General features: G+C 70.2%; 14 protein-coding genes and 3 pseudogenes. 7 read left to right on the top strand and 10 right to left on the bottom strand.

What is annotated here, in order from left to right:
• Positions 1 to 201 precede the first annotated feature (201 nt).
• The 4 genes from ACIP8Z_RS09100 to ACIP8Z_RS09085 all read right to left on the bottom strand — a co-directional run bounded on the left by ACIP8Z_RS09100 (position 202) and on the right by ACIP8Z_RS09085 (position 5,540).
• A complete protein-coding gene (locus ACIP8Z_RS09100; RefSeq protein ID WP_402080635.1) occupies positions 202 to 1,680 on the bottom strand; it encodes a cellulose binding domain-containing protein in 1,479 nt (492 codons plus the stop codon).
• 174 nt (positions 1,681 to 1,854) lie between these two features.
• Entirely contained in the window at positions 1,855 to 2,754 is a 900-nt protein-coding gene (locus tag ACIP8Z_RS09095) for an alpha/beta hydrolase fold domain-containing protein (RefSeq protein ID WP_402080633.1), read from the bottom strand.
• Between the two features lie 47 nt (positions 2,755 to 2,801).
• Entirely contained in the window at positions 2,802 to 4,154 is a 1,353-nt protein-coding gene (locus tag ACIP8Z_RS09090; protein WP_402080631.1) for an MFS transporter, read from the bottom strand.
• Between the two features lie 174 nt (positions 4,155 to 4,328).
• Positions 4,329 to 5,540, bottom strand: coding sequence for a M20 family metallopeptidase (locus ACIP8Z_RS09085; RefSeq protein ID WP_402080629.1), 1,212 nt, complete (start codon positions 5,538 to 5,540; stop codon positions 4,329 to 4,331).
• Between the two features lie 101 nt (positions 5,541 to 5,641).
• Here ACIP8Z_RS09085 and ACIP8Z_RS09080 point away from each other — a divergent pair, with 101 nt between their 5' ends.
• Positions 5,642 to 6,682, top strand: coding sequence for an Lrp/AsnC family transcriptional regulator (locus ACIP8Z_RS09080; protein WP_402080626.1), 1,041 nt, complete (start codon positions 5,642 to 5,644; stop codon positions 6,680 to 6,682).
• Positions 6,683 to 6,730: 48 nt separating this feature from the next.
• Here the strand turns inward: ACIP8Z_RS09080 and ACIP8Z_RS09075 are convergent, their stop codons facing one another.
• The 3 genes from ACIP8Z_RS09075 to ACIP8Z_RS09065 all read right to left on the bottom strand — a co-directional run bounded on the left by ACIP8Z_RS09075 (position 6,731) and on the right by ACIP8Z_RS09065 (position 11,560).
• Complete coding sequence (locus ACIP8Z_RS09075) at positions 6,731 to 8,077, bottom strand: MFS transporter (protein ID WP_402080623.1); 1,347 nt, start codon at positions 8,075 to 8,077, stop codon at positions 6,731 to 6,733.
• A gap of 112 nt (positions 8,078 to 8,189) precedes the next feature.
• The gene (locus ACIP8Z_RS09070) at positions 8,190 to 9,956 is read right to left on the bottom strand and encodes a sulfatase (protein ID WP_402080621.1); all 1,767 of its coding nucleotides are present in this window, start codon (positions 9,954 to 9,956) and stop codon (positions 8,190 to 8,192) included.
• Positions 9,953 to 11,560, bottom strand: a complete 1,608-nt coding sequence (locus tag ACIP8Z_RS09065; RefSeq protein WP_402080619.1) for a sulfatase — start codon at positions 11,558 to 11,560, stop codon at positions 9,953 to 9,955. Before ACIP8Z_RS09065 ends, ACIP8Z_RS09070 begins: the two co-directional genes overlap by 4 nt.
• 282 nt (positions 11,561 to 11,842) lie before the next feature.
• Between ACIP8Z_RS09065 and ACIP8Z_RS09060 the strand changes: the two genes are divergently transcribed.
• A complete protein-coding gene (locus ACIP8Z_RS09060) occupies positions 11,843 to 12,901 on the top strand; it encodes a formylglycine-generating enzyme family protein (protein ID WP_402080617.1) in 1,059 nt (352 codons plus the stop codon).
• 8 nt (positions 12,902 to 12,909) lie between these two features.
• Positions 12,910 to 13,533: a PadR family transcriptional regulator gene (locus ACIP8Z_RS09055; RefSeq protein WP_402080615.1), complete on the top strand. Its 624-nt coding sequence runs from the start codon at positions 12,910 to 12,912 to the stop codon at positions 13,531 to 13,533.
• Here ACIP8Z_RS09055 and ACIP8Z_RS09050 read toward each other — a convergent pair whose 3' ends face one another.
• The 3 genes and pseudogenes from ACIP8Z_RS09050 to ACIP8Z_RS09040 form a co-directional block, all read right to left on the bottom strand.
• Positions 13,534 to 13,668 carry a hypothetical protein gene (locus ACIP8Z_RS09050; RefSeq protein ID WP_402080863.1) on the bottom strand — a complete coding sequence of 45 codons (135 nt, stop codon included), beginning with the start codon at positions 13,666 to 13,668 and terminating at the stop codon, positions 13,534 to 13,536.
• Positions 13,665 to 13,913, bottom strand: a pseudogene (locus ACIP8Z_RS09045) (zinc-binding dehydrogenase); the annotation flags it as partial. The pseudogene ACIP8Z_RS09045 and the gene ACIP8Z_RS09050, both read right to left, overlap by 4 nt.
• Positions 13,912 to 14,229 (bottom strand): annotated as a pseudogene (locus tag ACIP8Z_RS09040) (SDR family NAD(P)-dependent oxidoreductase); the annotation flags it as partial. The pseudogenes ACIP8Z_RS09040 and ACIP8Z_RS09045, both read right to left, overlap by 2 nt.
• Before the next feature lie 112 nt (positions 14,230 to 14,341).
• Here ACIP8Z_RS09040 and ACIP8Z_RS09035 point away from each other — a divergent pair.
• From ACIP8Z_RS09035 to ACIP8Z_RS09020, 4 genes and pseudogenes are all read left to right on the top strand, one after another.
• Positions 14,342 to 14,905, top strand: coding sequence for a TetR/AcrR family transcriptional regulator (locus ACIP8Z_RS09035; RefSeq protein WP_402080612.1), 564 nt, complete (start codon positions 14,342 to 14,344; stop codon positions 14,903 to 14,905).
• Between the two features lie 44 nt (positions 14,906 to 14,949).
• Positions 14,950 to 15,305 (top strand): annotated as a pseudogene (locus tag ACIP8Z_RS09030) (PRC-barrel domain-containing protein).
• A gap of 31 nt (positions 15,306 to 15,336) precedes the next feature.
• Positions 15,337 to 15,612, top strand: a complete 276-nt coding sequence (locus tag ACIP8Z_RS09025; protein ID WP_402080610.1) for a hypothetical protein — start codon at positions 15,337 to 15,339, stop codon at positions 15,610 to 15,612.
• A 205-nt stretch (positions 15,613 to 15,817) separates the two neighbouring features.
• Positions 15,818 to 16,735, top strand: coding sequence for a DUF1206 domain-containing protein (locus tag ACIP8Z_RS09020; protein WP_402080855.1), 918 nt, complete (start codon positions 15,818 to 15,820; stop codon positions 16,733 to 16,735).
• The last annotated feature ends 9 nt before the right edge of the window (positions 16,736 to 16,744 follow it).

Below are 16,744 nucleotides of genomic sequence, written 5' to 3'. Positions count from 1 at the left end.
GAGGCGCGCGGCCGGATCTTGGTCCTCGCCCGGTGTCGTGTCCCTGTGCCGCCCGGGGGACACGTCACGTTCCGTACTCGTGCCGCACACCGTAGTGAGCGAGGAGGGAGACCTCCTCGCTGTCCATGACGGGGCCGGCCATGACGGGGGGCCGGCGCCGCGGGCGGTCGCACCGCCACAGCCCGGCGCCGGCCGGTTCGTTCAGGAGCTGGGTACGGAGTCCTTGAAGGCGGTCCCGGATGTGCGGAAGCCGGCGACCTTCGCGGCCACCTGGGCCGGGGTGAGGACCTCGTCCTTCACGTGGAGCATGTAGTCGACCCTCTCCTCGTAGGCGCGGGCGGTCGTGGAGGTCTGTCCGGCGAGGTCGATCAACCACTGGTTGAAGTGGATCGACATGGGCCGCTCGGGCAGATAGCGGGCCTCGTGCCGGGCGAACTCCTTGCCGTCGATGTAATAGACGAGTGCCGTGTCGTCGATGGTCAGGACGAGGTCGTGCCAGCCGGCCTGGCTCGTGCGGGTCTCGGTGTGCTGGTTGACCGCCTCCCAGGGGTCGGGGCGGAAGGTCTCCCAGGAGGTGGTGTAGAGGACGTTCGCCGTCTCGCCCCAGCCGCCGTTGGGGAGGTACTCGAAGTCGTACTCGGCGTAGTCGTCCGCCATCGGTGCGGTGAGGTCGTTGATGGTGAAGAAGCTCTGGACCAGGTGGTCGCCGTCCGGGCCGCTGGTCGGCGTGTCCGCGAAGCGCACCCGGGCGGCATAGGTGCCGTTCTTGAACTTCCGTGCGGCGGTGTGCACTTCGGTCTGTCGGGTCGATGCGCCGGTGCCGGCGGTCGACGTGCGCAGCGTCATGAAGGAGTTCGTGCCCTCCTTGGCGAAGGTCACGTTCCCGGGCGCCCAGGTCGCGTCGCCGACGCCGGGGCCGCCTCCGCCGGAGCGGATGGTCCAGCCGTGTGCGGTGACCGCAGGGTCGGTGTGGCCGGTGTAGTCGAAGTCGTCGAAGAGGACGCCCTTTTCGGCCGGGGGAGTGGTCGGGGCCGTGGGGGAGGGAACAGTAGGCGTCGGGGTCGGGGTCGGGGTCGGGGTGGGGGTCGGGGTGGGGGTCGGGGTCGACTCGTTGCCGCCCGGGGCGGTGCCCCAGACCTGGACTCCCCCGATGGTGGCGGTGACCTTGGTCCAGTTCCCGTACGTGGTCTGCGCGGGGCCGAACGAGTAGTCGTCGGACTGGTCGAGCGGCTGCCAGTCGGAGCGGTGGAAGCGCAGCTGTACGTCTCCGGTGTCGGCGCCCGGCGCCAGGGAGCCGGCTCCTGCGGTGAACCCGACCTCCAGGTACCGGTCCGCCGTGGCGGTGGGGTCGGCCGGCGTGCCGAACGTGCCGTTCAGGTATGTGCAGCCCTTGACGGCCCAGTCACAGGCGTAGCTGTACGAGGCGCCGGGGTCGGCCTTGAAGTAGTAACGCAGCTTGACCTGGCTCAACGGGACGCTTGTCGTCCCGGTGTTGACCACGGTGAACCAGGGCGCCGCCTGGTCGCTGCCCGTGCCGCCGTGCCGGTACCGGACGGCGATGCTCTCGTCCGCGGCGGCGGCCGGGAGGGCGGTCAGCGCGGTGGCGCCGAGACCGATCACGGTGGCGGCGGCGAGCGCGGTGCGCGTGCCGGGCTTCCGGCGGCTGGTTCCGTTGCGCATGGGGGTTCCTCTCGGGGAGGTGATTGGGGGGGAAGGCAGCACGGTGCCGAGGGTGAGGAGTTGCTTCAACACCCGTGTGGGGAAAGGCTGATCATGCGCCCAGGAGAAATTGGCATAGACCAATACTGGCGTCAACCCCTCGCACTGCGACCGGACAGCCGCTGAGGGTCGGCGTCAGCCCCGCAGGGCGGTGCAGATGGCGGCGCGTGCTGTTCTGCCTTCGGGGATCGGCAGGAGGGGGTAGACGTGCAGCATCTCCGGCGCTTCGTGGTAGTCCAGCTCGATGCCGGCGGTCGTGGCGCGGGCGGCCAGTCGTCGGGCGTCGGCGTTGACGATGTCGCGGGTTCCGCTGAACAGCGTGATCGGGTTCAACCCGGTGAGGTCGGCGAGGAGGGGGCTGACATGAGGGTGGTCGGCGGGGAGTGCGCCGCGGTAGAGGTCGCCGGCGTAGCGTGTGCCGGGGACGGCGAGCCAGGGGTCGCGGTCTTCGAGCAGGGCGATGCGCGGGTCGGTCAGGCTGATGTCCAGCCACGGGGAGATGAGGACGGTGCGGGCGGGTGAGGGCAGTCCTCGGTCCCGCAGGTGGACGGCGACGGCGAGGGCCATCCCGCCGCCGGCGGAGTCTCCGATGAGAGTGACGGCCGTGGTGGCCGCGTCGTCGAGGAGCTGGGCGGCCAGGTCGGTGACGGCCGGTACCACTTCGGCCGCGGTCGCCAGGGGAGCGAGGGGGTAGATCGGCACGGTGACCCGGGTGCCGGTCTCGGCGGCCACGTGGGCGATCAGCCTCCAGTGCTGGGGTGCTATCTCGTTGATGTACGCGCCGCCGTGCAGATAGATCGCCCGTCGTCCGGGGTTGAGCGCGCCGCGCGGGGTGACCTCGTAGACGGGCCATCCGGCCACCCGGCGTACGGAGAGGTCGACCGAGCGCTCCAGGCCGGCCGGTGGGGCGTATCCGGTCGGCCGCAGGGAACGGGCGAGGACCTGTTCCCGGACGGCCTCCGCCGAGCTGAACACCTTCTTGGCCCCACGGAGCCGCACCACGGTCGGCATCGCTCTGCTGATCAGGCTCGGCACAGTACGGCTCCGTTCCCACAGTCCGCGTTCTTCGGCGTTCCTCGATGTCACGTCAGGTCGGTGTTCTTCGTCTCCGGCATCCGGTGCACCACGGCCAGGGCGAGGAGCAGCAGGACCACGGTGTAGCCGAGGAAGAGGTCGCCCTGCCCGTTGCTGGTCAGCCATGTCTGAAGATACGGGGCGCTGCCGCCGCAGGCGGCCACGGCGATCGCGTAGGGGAAGCCCACGCCCGTCGTGCGCAGTCGGGTGGGGAACATCTCCGCGAACACCGCGGGGGTGATCGCCGCGCCGGCGGACATGAAGAGCATGGCCGTGGTCATCGACACGGCCAGCTGCCAGACCTGGTCCTGGATGAACCAGTTCAGGGGGAAGGCCAGGACGGCTCCGCCGATGTAGGAGCCGTACAGGATGGGCTTGCGCCCCACGCGGTCGGACAGGGCACCGAACAGCGGCAGCGTGACGAGGAAGACCAGGTTGGCGAGGACTCCCGCCCACAGTGCGGCCGAGGCGTCGATGCCCTTGAGGGCGATGGCCTGGGCCGGGGCGGAGACGGCCCAGGTGTAGTAGACGACCGTGCCGCCCAGGGTGAGGCCGATCACGCGCAGGCACGCCGCCCGGTTCTCCCAGAAGCCGCGCCACACCGACGTACGCGGCTCGTGGTTGTCCGGGGTGTCGGCCTGCTTCTCGAACGCTTCGGTCTCCTCGAGGCGGAGCCGCATGATCAGCGCGTACAGGCCGAGAAGTCCACCGATGACGAACGGCACCCGCCAGCCCCACGCGTGCAGCTGGTCCTCGCTGAGGAAGGAGGACAGGACCGCTGCGAGCACGGTGGCGACCATGATGCCGCAGGTGCCGGAGATGTAGATCAGGCTCGACCAGAGCCCTCGCCGTTCGCGGGGGGCCCTCTCCGCCACGTACGTCTGGGCCGCGGGAAGCTCCCCGCCGTGGGCCAGGCCTTGGGCGAGCCGCGCGAAGACCAGCAGGGCGGAGGCGCCCACGCCGATCGTGGCGTAGGTCGGCGCGAGGCCTATCAGCAGGCTGCCGGCGGCGGCCAGCGCGATGGAGCCGACCATCGCCGCGCGCCGCCCCTTGCGGTCGCTGAGCCGGCCGAAGACGAGCCCGCCCAGGGGACGCATGAGGAAGCCCACGGCGAAGATCGCCAGGGTGCTCAGCAGGGCCGAGGTCGGATCGGCGGAGGGGAAGAACTGCGAGGCGAAGAACGGGGTGAAGATGGCGTAGACGTTCCAGTCGTACCACTCCAGGGCGTTGCCCACGCCGGTGCCGATGACGGTGCGCAGCCGGGACGGGGCGGGGGCTCTCTTGGTCGTGGCGCTCGTGGTCCTCGTGGCCGAGGCACCGGGTGTGACGGATCTGGTGGCCGGGGACGCGTGGTCGGACACGGCTTTCTCCTGGGGTACGGGACGCAGCCTGGATGGGCTGTGTCCGGCGGGGCTGCGGGCGGGGATGTACTGCCGGCGGTGCGGGCCTGTCAGAGGGGCGGTGCTGCGCTGCGCCCGGGGGCACGGGGGCACGGGGGCACGGCGACGCGGTGCGTGGTGCCGGGGCGGAGAGGGTCAGCAGACGGGGGCGGCCTTCGCCCGTGCCAGGCGCCGCAGGGCGAGTTCGGCGTAGAGCGCGGCTCCGTCACCCAGTACGCGGTCGTCGAAGACGGCCAGCGGCGAGTGGTTGTACGGGGCTTGCTGGAGGTCCCGGTCCGGCGGGCAGGCGCCCAGGACCACGAACGCGCCGGGGACCTCGTCGAGCACCCGGGAGAAGTCCTCCGAGCCGGTGGCCGGGCGGGGCGCCCACGCGAAGCGTTCCTCTCCGTGCACCTCCGCCACCACGTCGGCGACGAACTCGGCCTCGGCCGGGTCGTTGACGGTGAGGGGGTACTGCTCGACGAAGTCCACCTCGACGTCGAGGCCGTGGGCGGCCGCGATACCCCGGCACAGCTGGACGGTGCCGTCCTTGATCCGGCCGTGCGACGAGGCGGAGAACGACCGTACGGTCGCCGTGAACCGGGCCGAGTCCGGGATGACGTTGGCGGCCGTGCCCGCGTGGAAGGCGCCCACGGTCAGCACCACGGGGTCGAACGGGTCGAATCTGCGGCTGATGAAGGTCTGCAGCGCGGTGACCATCTCGCACGCCGCGGGTACGGGGTCGTTGGCCAGGTGCGGCATCGAGCCGTGGCCTCCCGCGCCGCGTACGGTCACGCGAAGGCTGTCGGAGGAGGCGAGGACCGGGCCCCGGCGGGTCGCGAACATCCCGTTGGGGTGGCCCGCCGACGTCACGTGCAGGGCGTAGGCGGCCACCGGCCGCTCACCGGAGGCGTCCAGGGCCCCTTCGGCGATCATGTGGCCGGCCCCGTCCTGGCCCTCCTCGCCGGGCTGGAACATGAAGACCACGTCGCCTGCGAGCTCGTCCCGGCGCGCGGAGAGGAGCTGTGCCGCGCCGGTGAGCATGGACGTGTGCAGGTCGTGACCACAGGCGTGCATGACCCCCTCCGTGCGGGAGGCGTACGCGAGACCGGCGCGCTCGGCGACGGGCAGCGCGTCCATGTCGGCGCGCAGCAGCACCGTGGGGCCGGGGCGGGAGCCTCGCAGGACCGCGGTGACGGAGGTCAGCCGGTTCCCCGTGGTGACCTCCAGCGGCAGCCCGTCCAGGGCGGCCAGGACCTTGTCCTGCGTACGCGGCAACTCCAGACCCAGCTCGGGCTCGGCATGCAGCGCCCGCCGCAGGCGAACCAGATCACCTTGCACATTCCGTGCGTCCTCGCACACCGACACCCTCGTCCCCTTTCACCGACGTTCACCTTGCTGTCGCCCGGTTGCCAGTGATGATGGATACTCGGCACTCATGGCCATCGAAAACGCAGGATCTTTCTTCCATGTCTGATCGTTTGCAGGAATCTGCACACCTGGACGAGCTCGACCTCAGTCTGGTCAACACCCTGCAGATCGACCCCCGGGCTCCCTGGTCGCGCATCGGACGGGCTCTCGACCTCGACCCCGTCACCGTGGCCCGGCGTTGGTCCCGGCTGACCGAGACGGGCGTCGCGTGGATCACGGCACAGCCCGGGCGCGCTCAGATCTCCCAGGGCTGCCTGGCCTTCGTCGAAGTGGACTGTCAGGCCGGCCGTGCCCTCGAAGTCGCCAACACCCTCGCGCGGTGGCCGCACGTCCTGACCGTGGAGCACACCAGCGGCGGCCGGGACCTGCTGCTCACCGTGTCGACGCCCACGCTTCCCGCTCTCTCCGGGTACCTGCTCGAACGCCTCGGAGCACTTCCGGGAATCAGCGCCACCCGCACCCAGCTCGGTACCCATGTCTTCACGCACGCCACCGACTGGCGTCTGCGTGCCCTCGATCCCCGCCAGCGGGCGCACATCACCGCCGAGCGGCCGACCCGGTCGCCGTCGACGCCCCAGACCCTCACCACGAGGGACCGGCTTCTCGTCGTGCGCCTCGGTGCCGACGGACGTACCTCGCTCACGGACCTCGCCGAGGAGCTGGGCGTCGGGATCACCACCGTACGAAAGCGTCTCGGCCTCCTCGTCGCCAACGAGGACCTGGAGCTGCGCTGCGAAGTCGCTCAACCCCTGTGCGGCTGGCCGATCTCCACCTCGATCTGGGCCCAGGCCGAGATCGAGGACCGCGACGCCCTGAACAGACTCCTGGCCGCCGTCCCCGAGATCCGGGCGTGCATCGGCCTCGCCGGGGGCACGGCGAACCTGCTCATCAGCGTCTGGCTTCGCTCCCTCCCCGACATTCGCGGCCTCGAAGCCCGCCTCACCAGCGCACTACCCCGGCTGAAGGTGCTCGACCAGGCGGTCTCGCTGCGCTTCGTCAAGCGCATGGGTCGCATCCTCGACCCGGCAGGCCGCAGTGTGAGCACCGTCCCCATGGACATCTGGTCCGATCCTTCCTGAAGCGTCGGATCGGGCGTGTACTCGGCAGTCGCGGCCGGCCAGGGTGAACTATCCGGCCAGAGCCGCCCGTCGTCGGCTCTCGAGGGCCTGCTGGACGCGGGCCACGTCGGCGGCATAGGTGCGGTAGAGCAGCGTGAGGAAGGCACCGTTGACGGCCATGAGTCCGACGAGGACCCACAGGAACACCGAGCGCAGTCCGAAAGCGTCGCCGAGGAAGCCGGCTCCGAGGCTGAACGCGGCGATGGCGACGGCCTCGAAGAGGCTGAGGTAGATGGCGAAGGCCGCGCCGCGGAGCTCGGGAAGGGTCACGGCCATGATCATGGGCCGGTTGACCACCGGGTTGACGCCCTGGGCGAGTCCCATGAGAGCGAAGAACACGGCGAACAGACCGATTCCGCCCCAGTCGATCTGGGTGCCGAAGTAGGCGATGACGGCGAAGGCGAACTGGGCGGTCTGGAGGATGGCCACGGGCCCGTTGCGCAGGTTGTGGCGGACGGTCCAGTCGGTGAGGAATCCGCCGAGCAGGGTGCCGGCGAAGAAGCCGATGCCCATGGGGAAGAGGATGACGGAGGCGACCTGGGTGCTGAATCCGTAGACGTCCACCAGGAAGATCACGCCGAACGCCGCGGCGAGGAGATGTCCGGACAGGAGTCGGGAGACGAGCAGGATCACCAGGCTCCGGATCCGGAAGAGCGCGGTCACCTGCTTCAGGGTGACCTTGGCGTGGGCCTCGCGGGTCTGTCGGTCGAGGCCGGCGAGCTGGTGCTCGGACGCGCCTCTGCCCGGGTCGCGCATCCAGATCAACAGGGCGACGCCGAAGAGGACGTTGAGGGCGCCGATGCTCCACAGGCCCCAGCGCCAGCCGTCGTCGATACCGGCGAGCTGTCCCTTGAGGGTGGCGAAGAGGGAGGCGGCGAGGTTGATGGCGCCGTACAGCATGCCGACGGCGCGGCCCCGGGACTCGCTGTCGAAGAGGTCACCCAGGATTTCCGTGCTGAGGGGCTGGGAGGCGGCGTACCCGGCGGCGAGGATGGTCATGAGGATGAGGAGCTGGGTGAAGTCCTGGGCGAAGCCGGCGGCTATGCCCCACACTCCCCAGAATCCGGTGGCCAGGACGAGGACGCCCTTGCGGGACCAGCGCTGGGCCACCCACACCCAGAACGGTCCGGCGAACACGCCGACGATCCGGCCCGCGGCGGTCAGGACGCCCAGCGCGCCGAGCGAGACGCCGAGCGAGTGACGGATCACCGGGAAGAGCCCGCTGATCAGACTCGCCTCGGTGTTCTCGACGAGCATGGTGCCGCCGAGAAGGGACAGCTGGCGCCAGCGGCCCTTGACGGGGCCCGCCCTTCTCTCCTTCGTCGTGTCGACGGGTGCCTCGGTAAGATCGGGCAAGACGCCACCTCTTCTTCGTCTCGTTCTTCGCAGGATGGGCGGGGGAGGAAGGCAGGCCGGTGACGGGGTAGCCGCCCCGTCACCGGCGTTCATCCGTGTTCTGTCGACCGCCTCAGAGTTTCGCGAGCTCCTCGGCGACCAGGCGCAGCCGGTCGGGCGGGATCATTCCGCCCGACATCGCGGCGATGTCGATGAGCGGGGTCGGCCCCAGGAACTGCAGGAGTTCGGAGTCGGCGATCCCGGGCAGATGCCGCTTGAGCACCTCCAGCGCCACCGGATCGCCGATCAGCGTCGCGACCGGCGTCCGCAGGGACAACCGCCCTTCCGGATAGTCCTCGGCACGCGGCAGGGGCAGCGCGGCCCGCTGGGCCTGATCGCGCTGGGTCCGTACGAGGAGGTGCGCACCGGTCACCGGACCCTCGGCGGGCAGGCCGAGACGTTCGTACTGACTGGGCGGCGCCTCCGTATCCCGCATCAGCTCCACCAGCAGCGTCGCGAGCCGCAGCTCCACCTCGTCGTCGACGAGCGGCTCCAGCTGCTCGGGGTCGTTCTCCAGATCGAAGAGCAGGCTGCCGTGGTGGTACGGATTGACGAAGGTTCGGCCCGGCACTCGCAGGGTGCGGACGCCCTTGGTGAAGCCGAACGGCTCGGCCAGCTCCATGTCGGCGAGTTCGGCGGGGGTGAAGCGGCCGCGCATGTGCGTCGGCATCAACGTGTGCTCTTGCAGGGGGGCGTTGCCTGGGGAGGCGGGGGCGCGCATGTAGACGTACCGGCCGTCCGTGACGTTCACATGACCGCCGTGGATGCCGAAGAGGCCTGCCTCGCGCACGGGGGCGTCGGCGGCGGAGACGGGCAGCGGTGCGCCCTGCATGTCGGCCGGGCGCTCGACGCCGAAGTACTCCAGGAGCGTGGGGGCGAGGTCGATGGTCTGCACGAGGGTGTCGCGCCGCTCGCCCGCGCCGCCGGTGCGCGGGTCCCAGACGAACAGCGGCAGATGGACCAGCTCGTTGTACCAGGGCTGGACGGACTTGCCCCACCAGCCCTTCTCGCCGAGCAGCAGACCGTGGTCGGTGTTGACGATCAGGAGCGTGTCGTCCCACAGGCCGTACTCGTCCATGGCGTCGAGGACCCGGCCGAGCGAGTGGTCGCACATGGAGAGCAGGGCGGCGTACTCGTAACCGGCGTGGGCGACCTGGTCGTCCGTCTCGACCACCTGCTTGTAGTCGGGCCAGTCGAAGTGGGGCCCGTCGTACTCGTGCGGGTAGAGGTCCTTGTACCGCTGGTGGGAGAAGAACGGCTCGTGGGGGTCGAAGGTCTCGATCTGGACGAACCACCGGTCCGCGTCCTTGTTCGTCCGGAGGAACTCCAGGCCGGCGTCGAAGGTGAGGGTCTGCGGGTGCCGGTCCTCGGTCGCCATGTGGGGGCGGTTCATCCAGTCCTGCCGGTACACGGCCGAGCGCATCCGCTTCAGGTCCTCGGGCATCTCCGGATCGGCCACCTGCCCCTTCCACGGGTCGCCCTCCTGACCGCGGAAGAACTCCCAGGAGTTGTACCGGCCGTGGTAGGTGGCGCCACCGTCCTCCCAGTAGTGCGGGTGGTCGCTGGCCAGATGGGTGTACACGCCGTTCTGCTTGAGCAGTTCGGGCATCGAGTCGTCGAACGGCTCCAGGGGCCCCCAGCTTCGGTGAAGGAAGTTGTAGCGCCCCGTGTGCAGTTCGCGGCGGGCCGGCATGCACGGCATCGACCCCGCGTACGCCCTGTCGAAAGTGACTGTCCGCTCGGCGAGCCGCGCGAAGTTCGGGGCGTGCGTCCAGTCCCCTCCGTACGGCGGCAGCATGCGCCGGTTGAGACTGTCGAACATCACCATGATCGCCTTCATCGGACGGACTTCCCTTCTGCCGCCTCTGCTGTCGCCGTCTTCGTGGCGCGTTCCTGGAAGATCTCCATCCAGCGCCCGAAGAGCTCCGCGGAACGCGGCGGTGCCGGTGCGTGCCAGGGGACCGGCACCGAGGCACGGGGTACGGCCAGACGCTGTTCCAGGTCCTCGGCCAGGTGGGACCGGCCTGTGTCGCGCAGATGCCGGGCGTACCGGGTGGGATCGGCGTAGTAGACAGGCCCGGCCTGGAGATTGCTCAGCATCGGGTCGGGCAGACAGCCGGGGCGGCCGGCGTGCTCGTGCCACCACTCGGCCAGGTGGGAGCGCATCGTCCCGGCGAGAGCGGGCTCCTCCTCCAGGAGGTCGTGGGTCAGGTACGGGTCGTCGGTGACGTCGTACAACTGCTCCCAGGCCGTCCTGAAGCAGCCGGGGTGGTAGGTGCGGATGTAGAGGTGGTCGCGGGTGCGGACGGCACGCTGGTAGGTGTGCGCGCCGTGGCCGAGGACCAGGTACGGGCGGGAGTCGGTCTCCCTGCCGCGTACCGCGTCCGCGAAGGAGGTGCCCTGCCAGCCCTCGGGCGCGTCGAGGCCGAGCAGGTCGCACAGGGTGGGGGCCAGGTCGATGTTGTACAGGAGGTCGTCGTTGCGGCGGGCCTCGGTCGGCAGGGTGTCGGTGACCCCGGGCCAGTACACGACGAGCGGGATCCGCTGGACGGACTCGGTGGCGAGTCCGTGTTCCCCGTACATGCCGTGTTCACCGAACGCCTCGCCGTGGTCGGCGCTGACGACGATCGCCGTCTCGTCCGCGATGCCCAGCTCCTCCAGGGTGGCCAGGAGCCGGCCGAAGTGGTGGTCCCAGTAGGCGATGGCGCCGTCGAAGCCGTTGATCAGATGCTCGAAGTCGGCGCGTGAGCGGATCGCGTCGGGCATGTTGTGCGGCACGGGCGAGGTGGCGCCGCCGCTGGAGAGCGAGTAGTGCAGGTCCAGGGCGCTGCGCGGGCCGTAGATCTCGGCGTGCTCCTGGATCGTTTCCTCGTCCGGCCAGGACTGCACGGGGGCGGAGGCCGCCATGCGGTCGGTCCATTCGGCGGGCTGGGTGTAGTCGGTGTGCGGGTCCCAGTAGGTGAGGTGGAGGTACCAGTCGTCGTCCTCGGCGTGCCTGCGGATCCAGTCGAGGGCGGCGCGGTTGACGTCGGCGGCGTCCTCGTCGCCCCAGTTCCCGGTGGCGCGGACGGACTCGCGGAAGTTGCCGTGGAACCAGTACGCGCGGTGGCGCTCGGCGAAGACGGAGACGGCCGCGGTGTAGTAGCCGTCGAGCTGCAGGCGCTGCCCGAGGAGAGGCCGGTCGGGCTCGGGGCCGTGGCCGGAGTCGAGCCGGAACTGCGCGTCGGCGCCGTAGTGGCCGATCACGCCGTTCGTGATCCCGAACTGGCCGCTGGTCAGGGCGGTGCGGGAGGGCAGGCAGGGCGAGTCGGAGCAGTAGTAGCGGTCGAAGACGACCGACTTGTCGGCGAGCTTCTGGAGGTGGGGCGTGGTGGGCCGGTGGTAGCCGTACGGGGTGGTGTGGTCGGCCCGCAGGGTGTCGACGTCCACGTAGATGATGCGCAAGGGGAACTCCGGGGGAAGGCGGGAGCCGCATGCGGCCGGCATCCGATGAGCGCTCTAGGTCATATGTGCGCCAGCAGCTATGCCCTCAGGTTTCAGGGCTGTTGCCGAAGGTGTCAAGATGTCGCACCGCAGTTCTCGCACTTGAAATATTGCCGTCTCACTTCGCTGCTTGCGTTCTCCGGCGGGGAGGTCGCCAACCTCTCAGGCTTGCCGGGCCATGAGTTCTGGCGTACATATGAAGGCGTCCCGGAGCCGCAGCCGGGGAGTGAGGAGAAGTCGGCCATGGACAGCTGTTGCACCCCGGGCCGCACGGCCGTGCACACGCACACGACACTCCTGCCGGTGCCGTCCGCACCCGCGCCGCCCGCCGCTGGGCCGGAGAGCCGGTCGAAAGGGTCGGAGGGGGCGGAGTTCGTGGCCCTTCCCGGTGGGGAGTTCTTGATGGGCGACCGCTTCGGTGAGGGTTACCCGTCGGACGGGGAGCAGCCCGTGCACCGGGTGGAGCTGGCCCCCTTCGCCATCGCCGCCACCGCGGTCACCAACGCCCAGTTCGCCGCCTTCGCCGCCGCGACCGGCCACCGCACGGACGCCGAGCGCTACGGTTCGTCCGCCGTCTTCCACCTCGCCCTGCGCGCCCGGGCCCGGGACGTCCTGGGGCGTGCTCCCCGCACTCCCTGGTGGCTCGACGTCGCCGGCGCAGACTGGGCCCACCCCGCCGGACCGCTCTCCCACTGGGAAGAGACCCCCGACCACCCCGTCGTACACGTCTCCTGGGACGACGCCGTCGCCTACTGCCGCTGGGTCGGTGCCCGCCTGCCCAGCGAGGCCGAATGGGAGTACGCGGCCAGAGGCGGACACCGCGGCCGCCGCTACCCCTGGGGCGACACGCTCACCCCTGACGGCGAGGACCGGTGCAACATCTGGCACGGCACCTTCCCCACCCACAACACCTTGAGCGACGGCCACCTCACCACAGCGCCCGTACGTTCCTACCCGCCCAACGGCCACGGCCTGTACGAGACCTCCGGCAACGTCTGGGAATGGTGCGCCGACTGGTTCTCCCCGGCGTACTACCGCCGCTCCCCTCGGCACAACCCGCTCGGCCCGCGCACCGGAACCGCCCGCGTCACCCGCGGCGGCTCCTACCTCTGCCACGACAGCTACTGCAACCGCTACCGACTCGCCGCCCGCTCCGCCAACACCCCCGACTCCTCCGCCGGCAACTGCGGCTTCCGGATCGCCCGCGACCTCCCCGAGGACATGCGGCCCGGCACGGCGGACGGGCCCCGGTGGGCTGTCCCAACCAGCCCCCATCAGCAGCCCCCGACCCCGCTCCGCTGAGGACCGCCATGCGTCTGGAACACGTCATTCTCGGCCTGCTGGCCCTGCGCCCGCTCTCGGGCTACGACATGCGCAAGTGGATGGACGGCCCGGGCAAGTACCTCGGCTACGGCGTGCAGCTGCCCCAGATCTACCGTGTCCTGCCCCGCCTCGTGGCCAACGGGTGGGCGGAGTTCGAGGTCGACGCCCGTGACGGCAAACCCGACGCCAAGGTCTACCGGCTCACCGACGCCGGCCGCGACGAACTCCTGGCCTGGGCCCGCGCACCGTACGAACCGTCTCCACGCCCCATGGACCCCGACTTCAAACTCCGGTTCCTCTTCGCCGGACAGCTCGGCCCCGAGGTCACCGTCGAAATCCTCCGCACCGAACTCGACTACCGACTCGCCCGACTCCGCGAACCCGGATGGATGGACTTCACCACCATCCCACTGGACCCGGTCCCCGAGATCGACCTCGCGTGGGCACGCGCCATCCAGCTCTCGGCCCACGAATTCGGCTACAGCAGCACCGCCGCGTACATCGCGTGGCTTCAGCTCACCCTCGCCAAGGCGGAGGTCGCGGCAGGCCAGGCCCCGAGCAGCGCCCCCTACCGCGGTGGCGCAGCCATGGCCGAGCAGGGCGGCTCCTGATCAGCACATGAGGCGTGGGCCCCAGTCGTCCAGGACCGCGGCCAGGTGGTGGGGGAGTATCAGCGGTACGCCGACCTGCGGGCCGAGTTGCCGGTAGACGAAGTCGACGCCGCGCACGGACACGGAACGGGTCACGCCATCGTGGCGACGACCTTGCCGGCCTTGGCGCGGCCCTTCTCGACGTACTCCGTGGCTTCCCGGGTCTGATCGAATGGGAAGACTCGGTCGACGTCGGGACGGATCTTTCCTGCTTCGACGAGCGCCGTGAGTTTGCGCAGCTGGTCGCCGTCGGCCTTCATGAACAGGAACGAGTACGTGACGTGGCGGCGCTTGGCGCGGCGCCGGGTCTTGAAGCTCAGCGCGCTCATCGCCAGCCGGAGCGAGCGGACCGAAGAAGTTCGTCTCCATCTCCAGGCGTGCCGCGTCCAGGCCTCCCGCGATCAGCGGCGTGGCGGTGGAGATGCCCGCGTTGTTCACCAGCAGCGTCGCGTCGGACGCGGTGCCGGCCGCGGCCCGGATCGACTCCTCGTCCGTCACGTCCAGCCGCAGCGGGATGACGCAGGGCAGGTCCACCGTCTCGGGGCGGCGGGCCGCCGCGTACACCGTCGCTCCGCGCTCCACGAGCTGTGCGGCCAGCTGTCGCCCGAGCCCCAGGTTGGCGCCGGCGACCACCGCGACCGCGTCCTTCAGTTCCATGCCTACTCCCGACGTTGCGGGCATGGAGGGACCCGAGCTAATTAGATTATGGTAGCAATCTAAATCCCGGTCTATGATAGATGTCAAACGGCATCCAATTGGGAGGTGGCTGATGGGCCGCGTATCGCAGGCACAAGCGGAGGAGAACCGCCGGCGGGTCGTGGAAACCGCCTCCCGGCTGTTCCGGGAGCAGGGCACCCACGTCAGCGTCGCCGACCTCATGAAGGCGTCCGGCCTGACCCACGGTGGCTTCTACAAGCGGTTCGCCTCCAAAGAGGCGCTCATCGACGAAGCCACCGCCCACGCGTTCGACGAACTCACCCGGCTCCGCAACGACGGACTCGAGCAGCACGCGGGGCGGCGCGACGCCGCCCAGCGGGAGCTGATCGACACCTACCTCTCCATCAAGCACCGCGACAGTGCGGCGGACGGGTGTCCCGCCGCCGCACTCGCCGGCGACATGGCGCGCGAACCCGGAGATCGCGAGGCCCGCCGCGTCTACACCGAGGGAGTGAGTGACTTCGCCGAGTGGCTCGCCACCGAGGGCGGCCAGGACGGCATCACGCGACTGTGCACGATGGTCGGCGCGCTCGTCCTGGCCCGGGCCACCAAGGGCTCCCCGCTCTCCGAGGAGATCATCACCACCGCGCGCGCGGCATTGACGGAAACCAACTGATCAGGGACACACATCGGGCATGTGCACGGCCGAAGCGGCTCAGGATGATCGGGATGGCGGATATCCGTGAGTGGCGTACCCACGACGTGCTCGACGCGGCAGGGCGCAGGATCGGGGTGCTGGAGGCCGTCCAGGTGGACACCAGCACCGGCGAGCCGGCCATGGTCACGGTCCAGATCGGCCTGCCCACCCGCCACCGTCTGGTCTTCGTCCCGCTGGACGGGGCGAGCGTCGGGCCGGGCCATGTGAAGGGCGCCCACGACAAGGCGCTGGTGAAGGACTGCCCTTCGATCGGCATGGGCGATGTGCTGCCCTTCGAGGACGAGGAAGCCGTCTTCCAGCACTACGGCCTGCCCGCCAGCCGCGGCCGAACGGCGAGCGGCAGTTGGCCCGCCGCTGAGCTGCCCCGCCCGACCGAGGAGGTGTCCGTCGTGACTCTCTTTCTGGCCGTGCTCGTCGTCGCGATGGTCTTGGGCCTCATCGGCGCCACCGCCGAAGGGCTGTTCTACCTGCTGATCATCGGCATCGTCCTCCTCGCCGCGGACGTCGTCCATTTCGGCCTGCGCCTGCGGCACTCCTCACGCCGCCCCTTCGCTGAGGTGCGCGTTGGCGGGAGCGCTGTTGCGCTGGTGGCACCCGCTCTCCCTCGCATCCCAGGAGTGATCATGACCTCTGTTTCCAGGGTAGGTCCGGCCCTCGGGTGGTGACTTCCGGGACGGGATAGCCCTACCGTGGAGAGAGAACAGACGGAGAAATCGCGCCCTGGGACCGGAGACCTGCGGTGACCGGACCAGGGGCGGTACGGGACAGGCGTGGGCGAAGGCCAAGGACGCCGTCGAACACTGACCACCGCGTCCGCCCCGCCCTCCGGGTGTGCTGTTCGGTTCGATCCGGCACGTGGAGGTGCCAGATATGGCCATCAGGAGGGGCGACAGCGTCGCCCAGCCCAAGTCCCAGGGTCTGCGCCTGGCCGACAGCCGTGCCGTGGAGGTCGCGTCCAGGGTCGGGCTCTGTGCCCGGGGAGTGATCTACGTACTGGTGGGGGTTCTGGCCGTGCGGATCGGCCTCGGCAGCGACAGCGGCCAGGAGGCGGACCGGTCCGGCGCGGTGGGGACCCTCGGCGAGCAGCCGTTCGGCCGGGTGCTGCTGTGGGCGCTGGTGGTGGGGCTGGCGGCGATGGCGCTGTGGCGACTGTCGGAGGCCGTGTTCGGGCAGACGGGGGAAGGCGGGGACAAATGGACCCGTCGCCTGGGGTCTTTGGGGTTGGCGGTGTTCTACACCGTGATCTGTATCGGTGTGGTGCAGACGGCGCTGGCCGGCGGTTCCTCCGGAGGCCGCCCTGGCGACGAGACGTCGAAGGAGTACACCGCGAGGGTGCTGAACTGGCCGGGTGGGCGAGTGATCGTCGGGGTGTTCGGGGCTGTTCTGGTCATCGTGGGCGTGGTGATCCTGGTGCGCAGCCTGATGCGGAAGTTCGAGAAGAATCTCCGGACGGACGAGATGAGCCCGGCGACGCGGCGGGTCGTCGCGGTGCTGGGAACCGTCGGCGGAGTGGCGTGCGGCGCGCTCGCGGCGGTGGCCGGCCTGTTCGTCCTGCTGGCCGCGGTGCGGTTCGACCCCAGCGAGGCCAAGGGCCTGGACGAGACGTTGCGTTCGTTCGCCGAAACCCCCGCCGGGCCCGTACTCCTGATCGCCGCCGCGGTGGGCCTCGTACTGTTCGGCCTCTACTCGTTCTGCGAAGCCCGCTGGCGCAGGGCCGCTGAACACGGGACTCCGGCAGAACGGCCGAGCGGGGCTTCGGCCTCGGGGCCACGCCCCAGCGCGTCCTAGAAAGGCGAA

This window comes from Streptomyces sp. NPDC088553 (assembly GCF_044752965.1).
Classification (GTDB): domain Bacteria; phylum Actinomycetota; class Actinomycetes; order Streptomycetales; family Streptomycetaceae; genus Streptomyces.
The sequence above is the reverse complement of the archived record's forward strand: the minus strand, read 5'-3'. Positions and strand labels throughout refer to the sequence as shown.

What these genes read in the sequence shown, in the direction of transcription:
- ACIP8Z_RS09100 (WP_402080635.1), bottom strand. Translation starts at nt 1,680, where the DNA reads ATGCGCAACGGAACCAGCCGCCGGAAGCCCGGCACGCGCACCGCGCTC.
- ACIP8Z_RS09080 (WP_402080626.1), top strand. Translation starts at nt 5,642, where the DNA reads ATGTCTGATCGTTTGCAGGAATCTGCACACCTGGACGAGCTCGACCTC.
- ACIP8Z_RS09070 (WP_402080621.1), bottom strand. Translation starts at nt 9,956, where the DNA reads ATGAAGGCGATCATGGTGATGTTCGACAGTCTCAACCGGCGCATGCTG.
- ACIP8Z_RS09060 (WP_402080617.1), top strand. Translation starts at nt 11,843, where the DNA reads ATGGACAGCTGTTGCACCCCGGGCCGCACGGCCGTGCACACGCACACG.
- ACIP8Z_RS09055 (WP_402080615.1), top strand. Translation starts at nt 12,910, where the DNA reads ATGCGTCTGGAACACGTCATTCTCGGCCTGCTGGCCCTGCGCCCGCTC.
- ACIP8Z_RS09035 (WP_402080612.1), top strand. Translation starts at nt 14,342, where the DNA reads ATGGGCCGCGTATCGCAGGCACAAGCGGAGGAGAACCGCCGGCGGGTC.
- ACIP8Z_RS09020 (WP_402080855.1), top strand. Translation starts at nt 15,818, where the DNA reads ATGGCCATCAGGAGGGGCGACAGCGTCGCCCAGCCCAAGTCCCAGGGT.